Source organism: Pseudomonas sp. PvP100 (assembly GCF_017833055.1).
Classification (GTDB): domain Bacteria; phylum Pseudomonadota; class Gammaproteobacteria; order Pseudomonadales; family Pseudomonadaceae; genus Aquipseudomonas; species Aquipseudomonas syringae.
Window position 1 is genome coordinate 615,242 of sequence record NZ_JAFIBO010000001.1, and the last position, 16,686, is coordinate 631,927.

Sequence of the window (16,686 nt, forward strand, 5' to 3'; positions counted from 1 at the left end):
CAAGCCCTTGGGCAGGTCCCCGATCATGAGCGTGCTGCGGCACGCCCTGTCGGGGCCTGACCTGAACAGAACAGAGCCAACAGATTAAGCAGCCTCGGCTGCTTTTTTGCTTTTTGAGAGAACACCGTATGAAGGCCGTCGAAACCCGAATCCTGGAACTGCGTGCACAGCTGGATGAGCACAACTACCGCTACCACGTTCTGGATGAACCGAGCATTCCGGATGTCGAGTACGACCGCCTGTTTCACGAGCTCAAGGCCCTGGAGGCGGAAAACCCCCATCTGGTCACTCCTGATTCGCCGACGCAACGGGTCGGAAGCGCTGCCTTGTCGGCGTTCACCCAGGTGCGTCACGAAATGCCGATGCTCAGCCTGGGCAACGCGTTCGAAGAAAACGACATGCTTGAGTTCGACCGGCGGGTGACCGAGGGGCTGGACTTGCCGGCCGGCGATCTGTTTGGCGAAGGCAGCAAGGTGCAGTACAGCTGCGAACCCAAGCTGGACGGTCTGGCAGTCAGCCTGCTGTATCGCGACGGCGCTCTGGTGCGGGGCGCGACACGCGGCGACGGAACCACCGGCGAAGACATCAGTGTCAACGTGCGCACAGTGCGTAACATCCCGCTCAAGCTGCAAGGCAAGGGCTGGCCGGATGTGCTGGAAGTGCGCGGTGAAGTGTTCATGTCCAAGGCCGGTTTCGAGCGCCTCAACGCCAGTCAGCTGGAAATCGGCGGCAAGACCTTCGCCAACCCGCGCAACGCAGCAGCGGGCAGTCTGCGTCAGCTGGATTCCAAGATCACGGCCAACCGGCCGCTGGAGTTCTGTTGCTATGGTCTGGGCCAGACGTCGGCGGAAATCGCCGACACTCACATCGGCGTGCTTGAAGCGCTGAAAAAATGGGGCATGCCGGTCAGTCGCGAGCTGAAACTGGCGAATGGCGTCGAGGAGTGTCTGGCCTATTACCGCGATATCGGTGAGCGACGCCTGGCGCTGACTTACGAGATCGACGGTGTGGTGTTCAAGGTCAACAACCTGGCAGCGCAGCGCGAACTGGGCTTCCGCGCCCGTGAGCCACGCTGGGCGATTGCCCATAAATTCCCCGCCATGGAAGAGCTCACCGAACTGCTGGATGTCGAGTTTCAGGTGGGCCGTACCGGCGCAGTGACGCCGGTCGCGCGGCTCAAGCCGGTCAAGGTGGCAGGCGTCATGGTCGCCAACGCCACGCTGCATAACATGGACGAAGTGGCGCGGCTCGGCCTGATGATCGGCGACACGGTGATCATCCGGCGTGCCGGTGACGTAATTCCACAGGTGGTGCAGGTCGTTGCCGAGCGCCGCCCCGAGAATGCCAGGGCAGTGCAGGTTCCACAGACCTGCCCGGTGTGCGGCTCGCACGTCGAGCGCACGCAGTTGATCAAACGCAGCAAAGGCAAGGAAACCGTCACCGAGGGCGCGGTGTATCGCTGTGTCGGGCGTCTGGCCTGCGGTGCGCAACTCAAGCAGGCGATCATCCATTACGTCTCGCGTCGCGCCATGGACATCGAAGGGCTGGGTGACAAGACCATCGAGCAGCTGGTCGATGAGAAACTCATCGGCTCGCCTGCCGATCTGTACAAGCTGAAATACGAACAGATCATCGACCTGGAAGGCTTCGCTGAAATCTCCAGCAACAAGCTGCTCAAGGCCATCGCCGACAGCCGACAGCCAACCCTGGCGCGCTTCATCTATGCCTTAGGCATTCCCGATGTGGGTGAAGAGACGGCCAAGGTCCTGGCGCGTTCGCTGGCGTCGCTGGAGCGTGTCAAACAGGCTTTGCCGGAAGTCTTGACCTACCTGCCGGATGTCGGCCTGGAAGTCGCTTACGAGATTCACAGCTTCTTCGAGGACGAGCACAACCGTAGCGTCATCGATGCGCTGCTCGGTGAATGCGGTCTGCAATTGCAGGACCAGGGCGAGCTGGGCGCCGAGTTCGCGGCCAGCACCACACTGGAAGGGCTGATCGACAAACTGCACATTCCGTCGGTAGGGCCAGGTGCTGCGCAGAAACTGGCGGACCGGTTCGGTACGCTGGAGGCCATCATCAGCGCCGACTGGCTGGACATGCGTCAGGCACTGTCGGAGAAACAGGCCAAGTCGGTCCGCGATTTCTTCGACGACAGTGCAAACGCCGAGCGTGCCCGCGCCATCGAAGCCCAGCTCAAGGACTTCGGCATGCACTGGCGCAGCGAGAAAAAAACCGTTGAAGGCTTGCCGCTGGCCGGCCAGACCTGGGTTCTGACCGGCTCGCTGGAGCGCATGAGCCGCGATGTCGCCAAGGAAAAACTCGAAAGCCTCGGTGCCAAGGTGTCCGGCTCGGTCTCGGCCAAGACCCACACCGTGGTCGCGGGGCCTGGTGCCGGCTCGAAACTGACCAAGGCCAACGAACTGGGTCTTACCGTGCTGGACGAAGACGCACTGCTCAAACGCTTGACCGAGCTGGGCGTGGCGGTTGATTGAGGAAGGCCGACGCTCCGTATGCCCTGATGATCGTGCGACGCTCCGGGACGCAGGCAGTTCGGGACGCTCTGCGTCCGATCTTGAGTGTGAGGGTGCGGCGTAGATCTGTGACGCGGTGCGTCACGCATTGCATTCCCACGCTGGAGCTTGAGTAACGATAATCGCAACGACTTGCGACGCACCGTTTTGGCCCATGAATGCGCCGTCAGCCTTATCATTCATGCCGCTCGATAATATTTTTGAACCCCTGAAGCGTCGGCATGATCTAGTCCATGCAAGGTCAACGAGAGATCGCCATGTATCGCTTCTTCGAGCAGCTGAGTTCACGCATCACCGCCCCATTTGTCGGCGAATCCAAACGTAACAGCAAGGTCTGGCAGTGCACCTGTGGCCAGTCGGTGTTTTTCCCTAATACCCAATGCCTGGCCTGTTCTGCAGCGCTGGGCTATCTGCCTGAGCAGGGCCGCGTCGCTACGCTCGAGGCAGGGCCTGAGCCCACCACCTGGCGCTTGAGCGATGAGCCAGGTGCCGGGCTGTATCGGCGTTGTGCCAACCTCGGCACCCCGGCAGCCTGTAACTGGCTTTTTCCAGAGCACAATGCCGGCGAATTCTGTGTCGCCTGCAGCCTCAATCACACCATTCCCGACCTGTCCGTGGTTGAAAACGGCGAGCGCTGGCGCAAGGTCGAGACCGCCAAGCGGCGTCTGGTCGCGCAGTTGATTTCTCTGGGCCTGCAGGTCATCCCCAAGACCGTCGACGAAGAAACCGGCCTGGCCTTCGATTTTGTCGGTGTCGATCTGGAAGGCAACTTGCCAACCACAGGCCATGCCAACGGCCTGATTACCCTGAACATCGAAGAAGCCGACGACGCACACCGTGAAGCGATGCGCGTACAGATGCACGAACCCTATCGCACCTTGCTCGGCCATTTCCGTCATGAAGTCGGTCATTACTACTGGGATCGGCTCATCGCCAATACCCATTGGCAGGACAGCTATCGCAACCTGTTCGGCGACGAGCGCGCCAGCTATGCCGACGCCCTCGATCACCACTACAAGAACGGCGCGCCGGACAACTGGCAGGAAAGCTTCGTCAGTGCCTACGCGACCATGCACTCATGGGAAGACTGGGCCGAAACCTGGGCGCATTACCTGCACATGATGGATGCGGTCGACACCGCGCTGGGGTTTGGCATGAGTGCTCGCGACATGGAGCTCGATTACCAGCCGTTTCCGCTGGAAGTGCTCTACGACCCTCAGCATCCGGGCGGCCCGGCGTTCCTGTCGTTCGTCAATGCCTGGATCGAGCTGGCGAGCATGCTCAACGAGCTGTCACGCAGCATGGGGCAACCGGATTTCTATCCGTTCGTGCTGCCGCCAGCGGTCATCGCCAAGCTGCACTTCATCCATCTGGTGATTCAGGATGCCGGTGGCAAGGCCGATGAGGTTCTGCAGGCCCAGTAACGCGGGTCGTGCCTGACACGCTTTGGCGGCGAGTCAGGCACTTGCTCAAAAGCGGGTCAAAGCGTCAGGGTCAGCCTGCGCTCGAAACCGATACGCCCGCGATACGCCTCACCGGTATCCACCCAGCCCTGGCCTGTATAAAGCCCGATGGCAGCCAAGTTGTCCGCGTCCACCGACAGCATCAACTGAGTGATGTCCGGCCATTTCAGGCGCAACGCTGCAGGCAGCGCTTGCAGGCACGCCTTGCCCAGCCCCTTGCCTTGCTCACGATGATCGATCTGCAACGCATGCAGTGTCGCCGTCAGATCCTCCTGAGCCCAGTGCGGCAGACAGTCGTCGCGCTTGAGCAGGAAAAAACCGACGGGCTTCTCGTCACCGAGCAGCACGAAGCCGCAAATGTTCGGGCTGGGTCTGACCAGAAGCGTATTGAGCGCTGTGTAGATGTCGCCGGAGAACTGGATCTGTTCCTGCGTAACCTCGAGGTATCCGAGCTGCTGGCGTTGAGAGGCGCTGAGGTCGTGGTAGTCGACCAATCGAGTCTGCATGAGCAACCTGCTGGCTGATTATGTTGAGGCGGGCAGGGTACAGGATCGAATGGGGCCGTTTCGAGGATTTGTCACGCCGCGGAGCAATACGCAGTTGCCTTTCAGCCCCGGCACACAAGTGCTTGAGCCCCCTCGAAATTTTTATCCGCAGCAACGGTTGTAAACTCGCGCAAGACCGGTACAATGGCGCGGCTCGCCAACTGGTGAGTGTCGTTATGGTGACCCCATCGGTCCCCCCGCAACGATTACCCGTGAACCTGGTCAGAGCCGGAAGGCAGCAGCCACAGCGGGAACATTGTGTGCCGGGGTGTGGCTGGTGGGGGCACCACCTATCTCAAGGTCCTTTCTGAAAGGGGCCTACTCGTAAAAATGAAAGCTTATTCCTGTTCCGACGGCACCCTGCGCTGGTGAGAACTTCGTGCGTCTGTAAAAACAGTCTGCCCGGCACGGAGATAAAACCGCCGGATGTCTCTGTCCCGGCGGTTAATCCTGCGTGGCCTGCCTTACTTCCATCGCGCCATGAATATGGACCTGCCGGTCTCACTCGGTGAGCGATGTACCAGTTTAGGAATGCTTTCTTCGGTAATGCCTTTGCCAGCAAAGAAATAGAAGCGGTCTTGCTTGGCTTCTTTGGTCTTTTGTGCGACCACCTCGGCGCTCACAGGGTTCATTTCTGCATATTCCCCGTTCGTAAACACGGCTTTTGAATCCGGCGACGTGACAAACTCTGTGCCGCGGCCTTCTATCGCTGAGATGCAAATGACTTTTAGCGGTGCTCTGTCTTGATGCCATTGCTCTGAGCGCGGATTGTCCGCGCGCCGCAGTTGAAATTCGTGGGGGCGTAATTGTTGTTTTCTTCCCGTGAGCGAGGCGGCGATGTCTTTTGCTACTGCCGTTACCGAGCGCTCATGCTCGGTCGTCCGCAGGTCAACGACTTTACCGACGGTTTCGTTTCGCCATGCAGGGTTACTGAGACGGCTTTGCTCAAGCAAATAGCTTTTCGTGTGCTCCGACATGCGAACGCTGAAATATCCTTCCTTTTCTAGCTTTGCAGTCTTTTGTTGAATTTTCTCGGGTTCCAGCTTCAGCTCATCAAAGGGCTTGGGCTGTGGCTGTGGCTGGGTGTAATACGTCGATGGGCCAGCTCCGCCACGGATGCTAAAGGTCATGGGTATTTTCCTCTGAGTTGATGTGATCTTTAACCATGGCTAGCCTTGTGGCCATTTGGTCTCCCTCCTCCACGGCAGGGGTTTGAGTGGCGATGAGTAGAAGAATGGTTCCATGCTGGCCAACTGGGCAATCAGGAGAGGGTGTGGTGTGATTTCCAGTGCTCTACCAGCAGCCAAATCAAACTGAACCCTCACTCTTACACATCCCCTAACCCCTTACGCGTCGCTTGAAACCGTTTTACGGCAAGGGGCAATTCAAGTCGCTGCGGGTGTCACGGGCTTTTCGGTCAGGCGTCTCGCAGCAGTGAAGCCGGGGGCCGGATGGAACAGGACATCATCAGATTTTTCACAGACTCGCAATTTCTGGGCATATCGCTCGCTAACTGGATACTGGCTATCTTCGCCTCGACCCTGAGTTTTATTCTGGTCCGGGGCGTGATCGGTTTTGTGCTCAGAAAGATGCGTTCGCGTGCGGATGCGCCCAGCACGCATATGCGATACATCATTGTGCAGGTGCTGTCGGGCACCAGTAATACCTTATTGCTGCTGGCTTCCATTCTGATCGGCATCGGCATGCTCGATCTGCCGGAGCGCTGGCTCGGCCGGGTCAGCAGTCTGTGGTTCGTGGTCGCCGCATTACAGGTCGGGCTGTGGGCGAACCGGGCGATCGCGCTGGCGTTGCAGCGCTACTTCGTGCGTCACAACGCTGGCGGCACCTTTCAGGGCAGTGCGCTGGCCACGTTGAGTCTGTGGGGCGCGAAAGTATTGCTGTGGGCCACGGTGGTCATGGCGATGCTGTCGAACGTCGGGGTCAATATCACCGCGTTCGTCGCCAGCCTCGGGGTCGGCGGTATCGCGGTCGCGCTGGCGGTGCAGAACATTCTGGGCGACGTGTTTGCCTCGCTGTCCATCGCAGTAGACAAGCCTTTCGAGGTCGGCGACTTCATCGTCGTCGGCGCGCTGTCCGGCACGGTCGAGCACGTGGGCCTCAAGACCACACGGATCCGCAGCCTGGGTGGCGAGCAGATCGTGATGGCCAACGCCGACATGATCAACAACACCATCCAGAACTACAAACGCTTACAGGAACGACGCATTGTCTTCGAATTCAGGCTGACCTATGACTGCTCGGTCGATCAGATAAGGGAAGTGCCGAAGAAAGTCGAAGCGATCATCAACGCGCAGAAGCTGGCGCGTTTTGACCGTTCGCATTTTCGGGGTTTTGGCGAGACATCACTGGAGTTCGAGACCGTTTTCATCGTGCTCGACCCCAGCTACAACGTCTATATGGATGTGCAGCAGGCGATCAATCTGGACATCATGGAAGCCTTTGCCGAACTGGATGTGCGTTTCGCGTTCCCGTCCCGCACGGTGTACGTGGCGTCCCTGCCACCGGTTAAAACGGCTCGTCCGACTGCGCTTGAGGCAGCCGACGCGACCACCTGATGGAATCAGGCCGGAAACTGCAGCGCGTTGGTCAGGTCGCCCATCGGTGCCTGGCCACGTGCGATCATGGCCTCGTCGCGGCGTTTCAGACCGTCGAGTTTTTCCAGGCCATGCACGCGAGTGATCAGGCGCAGGATCGAGGCGGTGTCATAAACCGTGTGGTCGACCTTGCCCTTGCGGGCGAAAGGAGAGATGACCAGAGCGGGAATGCGCGTGCCAGGACCGAAGCGATCGCCTTTTGGCGGCGCGACGTGGTCCCACCAGCCGCCGTTCTCGTCGACGGTGACGACGATTACCATGTTGTCCCACTGCGGGCTCTTGCGCAGCACCTTGATCACTCGGTCGATGTGCCGGTCACCCGCAGCCACGTCGGCATAACCGGCGTGCATGTTCAGGTTGCCCTGGGGTTTGTAGAAGGTCACCGCAGGCAACTTGCCCGCTTCGGCATCGGCGAGGAAGCGATTGGTGCTCGACTCGTCACCCAGCCCGCCGTCACGCAGGCGCTTCTTGCGCTCTTCAGGGTGCTGCGGCCCCTGCTGCTTGAAGTAGTTGAACGGCTGGTGATGGTATTGAAAGTTGGGGATTTTCGGGATCCCGGTGGAGTCCTTGAATTCATCCAGCGTCACTTGCCAGGCACCGGCGTACCAGGCCCAGTCAACATTCCTTTTCGACAGCTTGTCACCGATGTGCTCGTGGCTTTGTGGAACCAGTACGTTGGGCAGATCCGGTTTCGAGTAATCAGGGTTCTGCGGGTCGCGCAGCCAGGTTGGCCAGTAGGGCGGAGCCATGGTGTTGACCGCGTAGTTGTCCGGCGTGATGGCGCTGGGGCCGAATTGTGGCGGCCCGTCCATGGCGCTGGCCGGCGACTTGTCGAGCGGTTTGAGACGCGGGTCCAGCGGATTGAAGCTCTGCAGGGTGGCGATTTGCGACTTGGCCGGAGATTCGGCGGCGTTCGGGTAAACAGGCGCGGTGGCTGAAATCAGGTACTGGTGGTTGAGGAACGAGCCGCCGAAAGCACCCTGAAAAAAGTTGTCACACAGCACGAACTCCTCGGCCACGTCCCACAGGCGCAATGAGTACTGAGTCTGTGCGTAGTTGCCCATGGTCAGACCGCCCGCATCCGCCCAGGCCACGAACCGGTCGTTCTTGCCGTCATTGATCTGCATCTGGTTCTGGTAAAAGACGTGCCACAGGTCACGGGTCACCAGGCTCAGCGGCAGGTCTTCACCGTTTGGCCCCTTGAGCGGGAACGGCGCGTTGGGCAGGTCTTGCTGAAACTGCTCGCCCACCGGATAGGTCACGCCATCGACGGTTTGCGGTCCGACCTGCAGCACGCCGCCCCAGGCCGGTGGCAGTTTGGACAAGCGCGTGCCGTCGCGGTCGCGCTGCTCGTAATCGGAAGGCCTGAGCGAGGAGAGTGGCTTTTCGACACCGGGGAAATCGCCGAACAGGTTATTGAAGCTGCGGTTCTCGGCGTAGATCACCACAATGGTTTTCACATTTTCGCGCAAGGCGCGATCCAGCGCGGGTCCGGCAAGGTGATGATGCCGTTCGTTGTCGCCGGGCGGCTTCTCGTGGGCGGAAACGTAGCTGCTAAGGGTGACACCTGCACCCAAGGCAGCCATCCCGCCCAGAAAACGACGGCGGCTGGGGTTTTCGTTGGTATCTTCGTCGTCTGGTCTGTCGCTCATCGCCAAATACTCGCGCTGGTTAATGTGTTGCCAAAGATTTCAGGCGAGCGTAACGATGGAATATGACGCTATTGCGACAACGCAGATGAAGGGTCAGGGAGCGGTGGGCGTGGTGTAGTGATCAATGATCTGCTGGATCTCCCCCGACAGACGCATCTGCACCAGCGTGCGCAAAATCCTGCCCACTGGCAGGTCGGGGTTATTGCGGATCACGCAGGCGGCCGGCTGTTCGGCGACCATTGATATCGGCATGAGCTTCTTGCCGGCAGGCAGGTTCCGGTTGGTCCATTCGAGGATCAACTGATTGGTCACCGCATAGTTGTAGCGCCCGGCCATCAGTTTGCCGAGCGTCTGGTTCTGCGTGCGTGCATCTTCACGGACCAGTTTATGCGCCTCGAAAAGATGCTGCAGGGCCGGGTAGGTGTAGCCCAATACGGTGCCGACGGTTTCGTTGTCGAACTGCTCGGGGTAGGGGCCGGCAGCCGTTGCCGCCGAAGCGACCAGCCAGTCGCGCTGATAGAGAATTGGCAGGCTCCACAGGTAGTCCCCGGACAGGTCCGGATACCACGCCTGTGCGCTGTAGCAGTGCATGTCGACTTCGCTACGCTCTAGCGCCGACTGGATGCGCAGGCGTGGCATCACGTGATAACTGGCTTCGAGGCCCACATGGTGCGCAAGGCTTTGCATGATGTCGAACAGAATGCCGGATTCGGGACGAAAGTCGGTGATGTGCATCATCGGCATGGTCCAGCCTTCGTTGACCGCAAAGCTCAAGGTTCCCTGTGCCGCGCGGCCGGTTTGCGGCAACAGCAACAGCAAACAGAGCGCCGCTGCACAAGGCAGCGGCGGTGTGGTGAAGGCCCGAATAAAGCGCATCAATTGAGTCATTTGCACAGCTTAGCCACAATAGAGACGGACACCAGATGCAATTTTGCCCCTGCTCGGCTAGCATTGGCGGTCTTCCGCTTACCAGTTGCGACGGTTTTAAATGAGTTATCAGGTTCTTGCACGTAAATGGCGTCCGCGCTCGTTCCGCGAAATGGTCGGCCAGGCTCATGTGTTGAAGGCCCTGATCAACGCGCTGGACAGCCAGCGCCTGCACCATGCCTATCTGTTTACCGGCACACGGGGCGTTGGCAAGACGACTATCGCGCGCATCATCGCCAAGTGCCTGAACTGTGAAACCGGCATCACCTCGACGCCTTGCGGCACCTGTTCGGTGTGCAAGGAGATCGACGAGGGCCGTTTCGTTGACCTGATCGAAATCGATGCTGCCAGCCGCACCAAGGTCGAAGACACGCGCGAGCTGTTGGATAACGTGCAGTACGCGCCAAGTCGCGGTCGCTTCAAGGTCTACCTGATCGACGAAGTGCACATGCTTTCCAGCCACTCGTTCAACGCCTTGCTCAAGACGCTTGAAGAGCCGCCGCCCTACGTCAAGTTCATCCTTGCCACCACCGATCCGCAAAAGCTGCCGGCGACCATTCTTTCGCGCTGCCTGCAGTTCTCGTTGAAAAACATGACGCCTGAACGCGTGGTCGAGCATCTGACCCACGTGCTGGGCGTCGAGAACGTGCCCTTCGAAGACGACGCGCTGTGGCTGCTCGGGCGCGCCGCCGATGGTTCGATGCGTGATGCGATGAGCCTCACCGATCAGGCCATTGCCTTCGGTGAAGGCAAGGTCATGGCTGCCGATGTACGTGCCATGCTCGGCACGCTAGACCACGGCCAGGTGTTCGATGTACTGACCGCACTGCTGGAAGGCGATGCCCGCGGGGTGCTGGAGGCGGTACGCCACTTGGCCGAGCAGGGCCCTGACTGGAATGGCGTGCTCTCGGAAATTCTCAACGTGCTGCACCGTGTGGCGATTGCCCAGGCGTTGCCGGAAGGCGTCGACAACGGTCATGGTGATCGTGACCGGGTGCTGGCCCTGGCGCAGGCCCTGCCTGCCGAAGACGTACAGTTTTACTACCAGATGGGCTTGATTGGTCGTCGTGACCTGCCATTGGCCCCTGATCCGCGTGGCGGCTTCGAGATGGTCCTGCTGCGCATGCTGGCGTTCCGTCCTGCCGACAGCGAAGACGCGCCGAGGCAGCCGCTAAAGCCAGTGGGGATCAGCCAGGCCACGGTTGATTCCCGAAAAGCAGTGGCTGATGCGACACCTGTTGCATCGGCAGCTCCCGCAGTGTCTACCGCCCCGGTGATGGCTGCGCCCGATCCGGCCTTCGAAGCGCTGCCGCCTGCGGCGCCGGCGATGCCTGCCGCCGCCCGGCCAGAGCCCGCGGTACAGCCGGAATCGAAGCCAGAGCCACAAGCCGCGCCAGTCGAAGACCTCGACCTGCCGTGGAATGAACCGAAATCCCCGGCTGCCGAACCCGCCGCCGAAACTGCGCCCCCTACCGAATCTGAGGGCGAATCTGATGCTGAGCCAGTAGCCGAGCCGGTTCTGGAGACCGTTTCCGAGCAGCCCGACCTGACGCCCATGCCGACGCCTGCGCCCGCCAGCCCGGTGCCGGCCGCACCTGAAGCCGAGCCTGCACAGCCGGCCGCCGAGCAGCCGGTCACGCCGGCAATGCTCGAAGCCATTCCGGACTCTGCGTATCTGTCCATGCACGCCGATTCGATGCCTTCCGACTCCGGGCCCATGGGGCGTGACGACGAGCCGCCAGCGGACGACGATTATGTCGAGCCGGATATCGACATAGACCCGGCGTCCTACAGCTATCTGGATGAGTTGGCCCACGAAAGTGTCGTCGAGCTTGAAGCCGTCGAACCGGAGCCTGCTCCGGCTGCCAAACCGGCCACCGGTCTTGCGGCCGAGTGGCTGGACGTGTTTCCCAAGCTGCCGATCTCCGGGATGACCGGCAGCATCGCGGCCAACTGCACACTGATCTCGGTCGATGGCGACAACTGGCTGCTGCACCTGGACCCGGCGCACAGCGCGCTGTTCAACTCGACGCAGCAGCGGCGTCTGAACGATGCGTTGAACCAGTACCATGGGCGCACGATCAATCTGAGTATCGAGCTGATCAAGCCCGAGCAGGAAACCCCTGCGCAGGCTGCTTCACGGTTGCGTGCCGAGCGCCAGCGCCAGGCCGAAGCCTCGATCCAGGCCGACCCGTACATCCAGCAGATGCTGCAACAGTTTGGCGCTGTGATCCGGGAAGACACGATCAAACCGGTGGACGCGCCTGCGGTGCCGGCTCAATAACTGAACACAGGGCGCCGCTGGCGCCACGCAAACGAACCATCCATTTTCGAGGAGATATCCCATGATGAAAGGTGGCATGGCTGGCCTGATGAAGCAGGCGCAGCAAATGCAGGAAAAAATGGCCAAGATGCAGGAAGAACTGGCCAACGCGGAAGTCACCGGTCAATCGGGCGCAGGCCTGGTGAGCGTGGTGATGACCGGTCGTCATGACGTCAAGCGCATCAATCTGGATGACAGCCTGATGCAGGAAGACAAGGAAGTGCTGGAAGACCTGATCGCCGCCGCCGTCAACGACGCTGTGCGCAAGATCGAGCAGGCCAGCCAGGACAAGACGGCTTCCATGACCGCTGGCATGCAGTTGCCGCCCGGTATGAAGCTGCCGTTCTGACGGTCGCCCGGCTTATGAACAATGCCAGGCCCTGTGCCTGGCATTTTTCTGTCTGCCATGCGCCGCCACTCGACCACAGTACAACCATCAGCATTTGGCCTGATCGACTGAATTGAGCGACAATCTTCCCCCGTCTCTGGAGTGCCCCATGTCTGAGCCCATTGAAAACCTCACTGTCGACGCCGAGCTGGATGCCGTCGGGCTGTTCTGTCCGGAACCGGTGATGATGTTGCACCAGAAGGTGCGTGATCTGCCTGCGGGCGGTCTGCTCAAGGTCACTGCAACCGATCCGTCCACGCGTCGCGATATCCCGAAATTCTGTGTATTTCTTGGCCATGAGCTGGTTGCGGAGCAAGCCGAAGAGGGCACGTTCCTCTACTGGATCCGCAAGAAGTCCGACTGATCGCCACATCGCTGCAACCCGCGCCTGTTCACGACGCACCTGTTCCCGATTCGAGCAGGTCCCTGTTCGCCAGACCCAGAGAGTCCTCCATGCGCATTGTTGCTGACGAAAATATTCCCCTGCTCGACGCCTTTTTTGCTCATTTCGGTGAGATTCATCGTTTGCCGGGCCGCGCCATGGACCGAGCCGCCGTGGCTGATGCAGACATCCTGCTGGTTCGCTCGGTCACCGCAGTGACCCGCGAACTGCTTGAAGGCAGCTCGGTGCGTTTTGTCGGGACCTGCACCATTGGCACTGATCACCTCGATCTGGACTGGTTTCAGCAAGCTGGTATCCAGTGGGCCAGCGCTCCGGGCTGCAATGCGCGCGGCGTGGTGGACTACGTGCTCGGCAGCCTGTTGACCCTGGCTGAAATCGAGGGTGTTGACCTTGCGCAACGCACCTACGGTGTGGTCGGTGCAGGGCAGGTGGGTGGCCGGCTGATCAGCGTATTGAAAGCTCTGGGCTGGAACGTGCTGGTCTGCGATCCGCCGCGCCAGGCTGCCGAAGGCGGTGACTTCGTCAGCCTCGACGAGATCCTGCAGCGCTGTGACGTTATCAGCCTGCACACGCCGCTGAGCAAAACCGGGACGTCACCGACCTGGCACCTGCTCGACGACGCGCGTCTGCGTCAGCTCCGGCAGGGTGCCTGGCTGATCAATGCCAGCCGTGGCGCTGTGGTGGATAACGCAGCGCTGCACGACGTGCTGCTTGAGCGGGAAGACCTGCAAGCGGTGCTGGACGTGTGGGAGGGCGAGCCGCAGGTCAACGTCGCACTGGCTGACTTGTGCGTTCTGGGTACACCGCATATCGCCGGTTACAGCCTGGATGGCAGGCAGCGCGGTACGGCACAGATCTATCAGGCGCTGTGTGGCCTTCTTGATCAGCCTGCGACGATCGAGCTGGACGATCTGCTGCCAAGACCCTGGCTGGCGCAGGTCAGTCTCGACGCGGCCTGCGACCCGGTCTGGGCGCTTAACATGCTGTGCCGTGGCGTGTATGACCCGCGTCGTGACGATGCGGATTTTCGCCGCAGCCTGACCGGTGACACCGCCAGTCAGCGTCTGGCCTTCGATGCACTGCGCAAGCAGTACCCGCCACGCCGGGAAATCGAAGGGCTGAAGGTGCATCTGGAGGGCGAGTCCGAGGCGTTGGCGCAATTGGTGCGGGCGCTGGGTGCGGTGCTGGTCTGATCGCCAGGCGGGCTATCGGGCAATAAAAAACCCGACCAAGTGGTCGGGTTTCAAGTGTCTGGTACGGCTCGGTATTATTTTTCCGGGGTTACCCAGTTCTTATCGCATTCCTGGCAGGCAGCCTGAACCATTTCTTCGGTGATCAGGACTTCTTCCCCGTGCTGGTCGAGAACGGCACCGCCAACCGGCAGATTGGGCGTGGCTCGAACGACTTGAACTTCGTTGCTGCGCTCTTGCGGGTTCATGGTGTTTCTCCTTTCATCAGGTAACGGCGTTAAGTTAACCGCGCTTGATGACCGGTCCGTGACAGGTACTGTCAGCCGCTCAAACGCGCTCCAAGTGCAACAGATATGATGCAAATCTGCCAGCAGGCGCTTAGATCGATGTCTTATAGCGGCCTCTGTAAAGCAGTCATAACCTGACTCTTGAAGCCAGCCGCAAGTTCATTCGAAATGATGTTCGGCGCGCCCGGCAACACCGGTGTAGGCTTTGCAATTCAGACAGATCGGGCAGACAGGCAGGTTCATCGTTCATGATTTCACGGATTACCCGACGTCATCGCCAGGCCTTGCGTCTGGCTGCGAGTTTCATCGCGCCGTATCGCTGGCAGGCGCTCGGCGCATTGCTGGCACTGGTCATTACTGCGGGCATTACTCTGTCGATCGGGCAGGGCATCAAACTGATGGTCGATCAGGGTTTCATGACCCGTTCACCCCAGTTGCTCGAGCGCTCGATCGGGTTTTTCATGCTGCTGACGGTCGGCCTCGCCGTCGGAACCTTCGCCCGTTTCTATCTGGTGTCGTGGATCGGCGAGCGTGTGGTTGCCGACTTGCGCAAGAAAGTATTCGATCACCTGATCGAACTGCATCCGGGCTTCTACGAGAACAATCGCAGTTCGGAAATCCAGTCGCGACTGACCGCCGACACCACGCTGTTGCAGTCGGTGATCGGCTCGTCGCTGTCGATGTTCCTGCGCAATGCGCTGATGGTCATCGGCGGCATCGTGCTGCTGTTTATCACCAACCCCAAACTCACCAGTATCGTGGTGGTGGCGTTGCCGCTGATCATCGCGCCCATTCTCATGTTCGGGCGGCGGGTACGAAACCTGTCGCGCGAGAGTCAGGACCGCGTCGCCAATGTCGGCAGCTACGTGGCTGAGGCCTTGGGGCAGATCAAGACGGTGCAAGCCTACAATCATCAGCAGCAGGACAAGCAGCGCTTTTCGCATACGGTGGAGCAGGCGTTCGAGACCGCTCGTAAACGCATCCTGCAGCGCTCCTGGCTGATCACGCTGGTAATCGTCCTGGTGTTGGGTGCGGTGGCCGTGATGCTGTGGGTGGGCGGCATGGACGTGATCAGCGGTCGCATCTCCAGCGGTGAGCTGGCAGCGTTCGTGTTTTACGCGCTGATGGTCGGTATGGCGTTCGGTACGTTGAGCGAGGTGATTGGCGATCTGCAGCGCGCCGCCGGTGCGGCGGAGAGGATCGGCGAGCTGCTTCAGGCGCGCAGTGAGATCAGCGTGCCGACCACGGACCTGCAGAGCCTGCCGCAGCGCATCAGTGGGCGTCTGGCGCTGGAGAATGTCACCTTCGCCTACCCGTCGCGTCCCGAGCGCAACGCGCTGGATGACCTGACCCTGAGTATCGAGCCCGGTGAAACCCTGGCGCTGGTCGGGCCCTCCGGCGCGGGCAAGTCGACCATCCTCGATCTGCTGTTGCGCTTCTACGACCCGATTAAAGGGCGCATCCTGATCGAGGGCGTGCCGATCGCGCAGCTCGACCCCCATGATCTGCGCCGCTGCTTCGCGCTGGTTTCACAATCGCCCGCACTGTTTTTCGGCAGTGTCGAAGACAACATTCGTTACGGTAACGCCACCGCGAGCCTTGAGCAGGTAGAGGCGGCGGCGCGCATCGCCCATGCGCATGAGTTCATTCTCGACATGGCCGACGGCTATCGTACGCATCTGGGTGAGGGCGGTGTGGGCTTATCCGGCGGACAGCGGCAGCGTCTGGCGATTGCCCGCGCTTTGCTGGTCGATGCGCCGATCCTGTTGCTGGACGAGGCGACCAGTGCGCTGGACGCGCAGAGTGAGCACTTGATTCAACAGGCCCTGCCGAGCCTGATGCAGGGGCGTACCACGCTGGTCATCGCCCACCGGCTGGCCACGGTGCAGAATGCCGACCGGATTGCCGTCATGGATCAGGGGCGGTTGGTGGCCGTGGGCACCCATCAGCAGTTGATCGCCAGCAACCCGCTTTATGCGCGACTGGCGGCGTTGCAGTTCAATGCCGGGGTTGAGTAGGAGAGGGCGAGAAGGGCTTGTGGGGAACGTGGGAGGTCAAGCCTCCCACTCGCTCAGCCTCAGCGATATTCGCACAGGTAGGCGGTATCGACTTTGACCTTGATCTGGAACTTGCTGTTGGCCGGTACGTTGAACTGGTTGCCGGTGGCAAAGGTTTCCCAGTCAGTGCTGTCCGGAAGCTTCACGCTCAACTCGCCGGAGATCACATGCATGATTTCCCGTTGCGCCGTACCGAACTCATATTCGCCCGCTGCCATGACACCGATGGTTGCCTCACCATCGGCCTGGGTGAAGGCGATGGATTTGACGGTGCCGTCGAAGTACTCGTTGACCTTGAACATGGG

At 60.5% G+C, this 16,686-nt stretch carries 15 protein-coding genes and 1 other RNA gene; 10 read left to right on the forward strand and 6 right to left on the reverse strand.

Going from position 1 to position 16,686, the window contains the following annotated elements:
* Positions 1-128 precede the first annotated feature (128 nt).
* On the forward strand, positions 129-2,492 hold the full coding sequence (gene ligA / locus JOE39_RS02695; RefSeq protein ID WP_122335387.1) for an NAD-dependent DNA ligase LigA: 2,364 nt from the start codon (positions 129-131) through the stop codon (positions 2,490-2,492).
* Between the two features lie 296 nt (positions 2,493-2,788).
* Entirely contained in the window at positions 2,789-3,955 is a 1,167-nt protein-coding gene (locus tag JOE39_RS02700) for a putative zinc-binding metallopeptidase (protein WP_003423396.1), read from the forward strand.
* Positions 3,956-4,011: 56 nt separating this feature from the next.
* Here JOE39_RS02700 and JOE39_RS02705 read toward each other — a convergent pair whose 3' ends face one another.
* Positions 4,012-4,500 (reverse strand): GNAT family N-acetyltransferase, encoded by a 489-nt coding sequence (locus JOE39_RS02705; RefSeq protein WP_003423397.1) that lies wholly within the window; start codon positions 4,498-4,500, stop codon positions 4,012-4,014.
* Here JOE39_RS02705 and JOE39_RS02710 point away from each other — a divergent pair.
* Together JOE39_RS02710 and ffs are read left to right on the forward strand one after the other, a co-directional pair.
* On the forward strand, positions 4,499-4,663 hold the full coding sequence (locus tag JOE39_RS02710; RefSeq protein ID WP_154232056.1) for a hypothetical protein: 165 nt from the start codon (positions 4,499-4,501) through the stop codon (positions 4,661-4,663). The two genes, JOE39_RS02705 and JOE39_RS02710, sit on opposite strands and share 2 nt — an antisense overlap.
* A 62-nt stretch (positions 4,664-4,725) precedes the next feature.
* Positions 4,726-4,822: signal recognition particle sRNA small type (ffs, locus tag JOE39_RS02715), an RNA gene on the forward strand.
* A gap of 181 nt (positions 4,823-5,003) precedes the next feature.
* Here ffs and JOE39_RS02720 read toward each other — a convergent pair.
* Positions 5,004-5,669, reverse strand: a complete 666-nt coding sequence (locus tag JOE39_RS02720; protein WP_003396356.1) for a DUF1826 domain-containing protein — start codon at positions 5,667-5,669, stop codon at positions 5,004-5,006.
* A 321-nt stretch (positions 5,670-5,990) separates the two neighbouring features.
* Between JOE39_RS02720 and JOE39_RS02725 the strand changes: the two genes are divergently transcribed.
* Entirely contained in the window at positions 5,991-7,115 is a 1,125-nt protein-coding gene (locus JOE39_RS02725; protein WP_003343055.1) for a mechanosensitive ion channel family protein, read from the forward strand.
* Between the two features lie 5 nt (positions 7,116-7,120).
* On the opposite strand, the gene acpA is transcribed toward JOE39_RS02725, so the two are convergent.
* Both acpA and JOE39_RS02735 read right to left on the reverse strand, forming a co-directional pair.
* On the reverse strand, positions 7,121-8,806 hold the full coding sequence (acpA, locus tag JOE39_RS02730; RefSeq protein ID WP_122335386.1) for an acid phosphatase: 1,686 nt from the start codon (positions 8,804-8,806) through the stop codon (positions 7,121-7,123).
* Positions 8,807-8,899: 93 nt separating this feature from the next.
* Positions 8,900-9,694, reverse strand: a complete 795-nt coding sequence (locus JOE39_RS02735) for an ABC transporter substrate-binding protein (protein ID WP_122335385.1) — start codon at positions 9,692-9,694, stop codon at positions 8,900-8,902.
* Positions 9,695-9,794: 100 nt separating this feature from the next.
* Here JOE39_RS02735 and dnaX point away from each other — a divergent pair, with 100 nt between their 5' ends.
* From dnaX to pdxB, 4 genes are all read left to right on the forward strand, one after another.
* A complete protein-coding gene (dnaX, locus tag JOE39_RS02740; RefSeq protein ID WP_122335384.1) occupies positions 9,795-12,017 on the forward strand; it encodes a DNA polymerase III subunit gamma/tau in 2,223 nt (740 codons plus the stop codon).
* A 61-nt stretch (positions 12,018-12,078) separates the two neighbouring features.
* Positions 12,079-12,405 (forward strand): YbaB/EbfC family nucleoid-associated protein, encoded by a 327-nt coding sequence (locus tag JOE39_RS02745; RefSeq protein ID WP_002552818.1) that lies wholly within the window; start codon positions 12,079-12,081, stop codon positions 12,403-12,405.
* Between the two features lie 148 nt (positions 12,406-12,553).
* Complete coding sequence (tusA, locus tag JOE39_RS02750) at positions 12,554-12,808, forward strand: sulfurtransferase TusA (protein WP_003315171.1); 255 nt, start codon at positions 12,554-12,556, stop codon at positions 12,806-12,808.
* 89 nt (positions 12,809-12,897) lie between these two features.
* On the forward strand, positions 12,898-14,040 hold the full coding sequence (gene pdxB / locus JOE39_RS02755) for a 4-phosphoerythronate dehydrogenase PdxB (protein WP_210077927.1): 1,143 nt from the start codon (positions 12,898-12,900) through the stop codon (positions 14,038-14,040).
* A gap of 74 nt (positions 14,041-14,114) precedes the next feature.
* Here pdxB and JOE39_RS02760 read toward each other — a convergent pair whose 3' ends face one another.
* A complete protein-coding gene (locus JOE39_RS02760; protein WP_003315168.1) occupies positions 14,115-14,285 on the reverse strand; it encodes a PA1571 family protein in 171 nt (56 codons plus the stop codon).
* A 287-nt stretch (positions 14,286-14,572) separates the two neighbouring features.
* On the opposite strand from JOE39_RS02760, the gene JOE39_RS02765 reads away from it, so the two are divergent.
* Entirely contained in the window at positions 14,573-16,342 is a 1,770-nt protein-coding gene (locus JOE39_RS02765) for an ABC transporter transmembrane domain-containing protein (RefSeq protein ID WP_003423432.1), read from the forward strand.
* Positions 16,343-16,401: 59 nt separating this feature from the next.
* Here JOE39_RS02765 and JOE39_RS02770 read toward each other — a convergent pair whose 3' ends face one another.
* Positions 16,402-16,683, reverse strand: coding sequence for a pyrimidine/purine nucleoside phosphorylase (locus JOE39_RS02770; protein WP_003343080.1), 282 nt, complete (start codon positions 16,681-16,683; stop codon positions 16,402-16,404).
* Between the last annotated feature and the right edge of the window lie 3 nt (positions 16,684-16,686).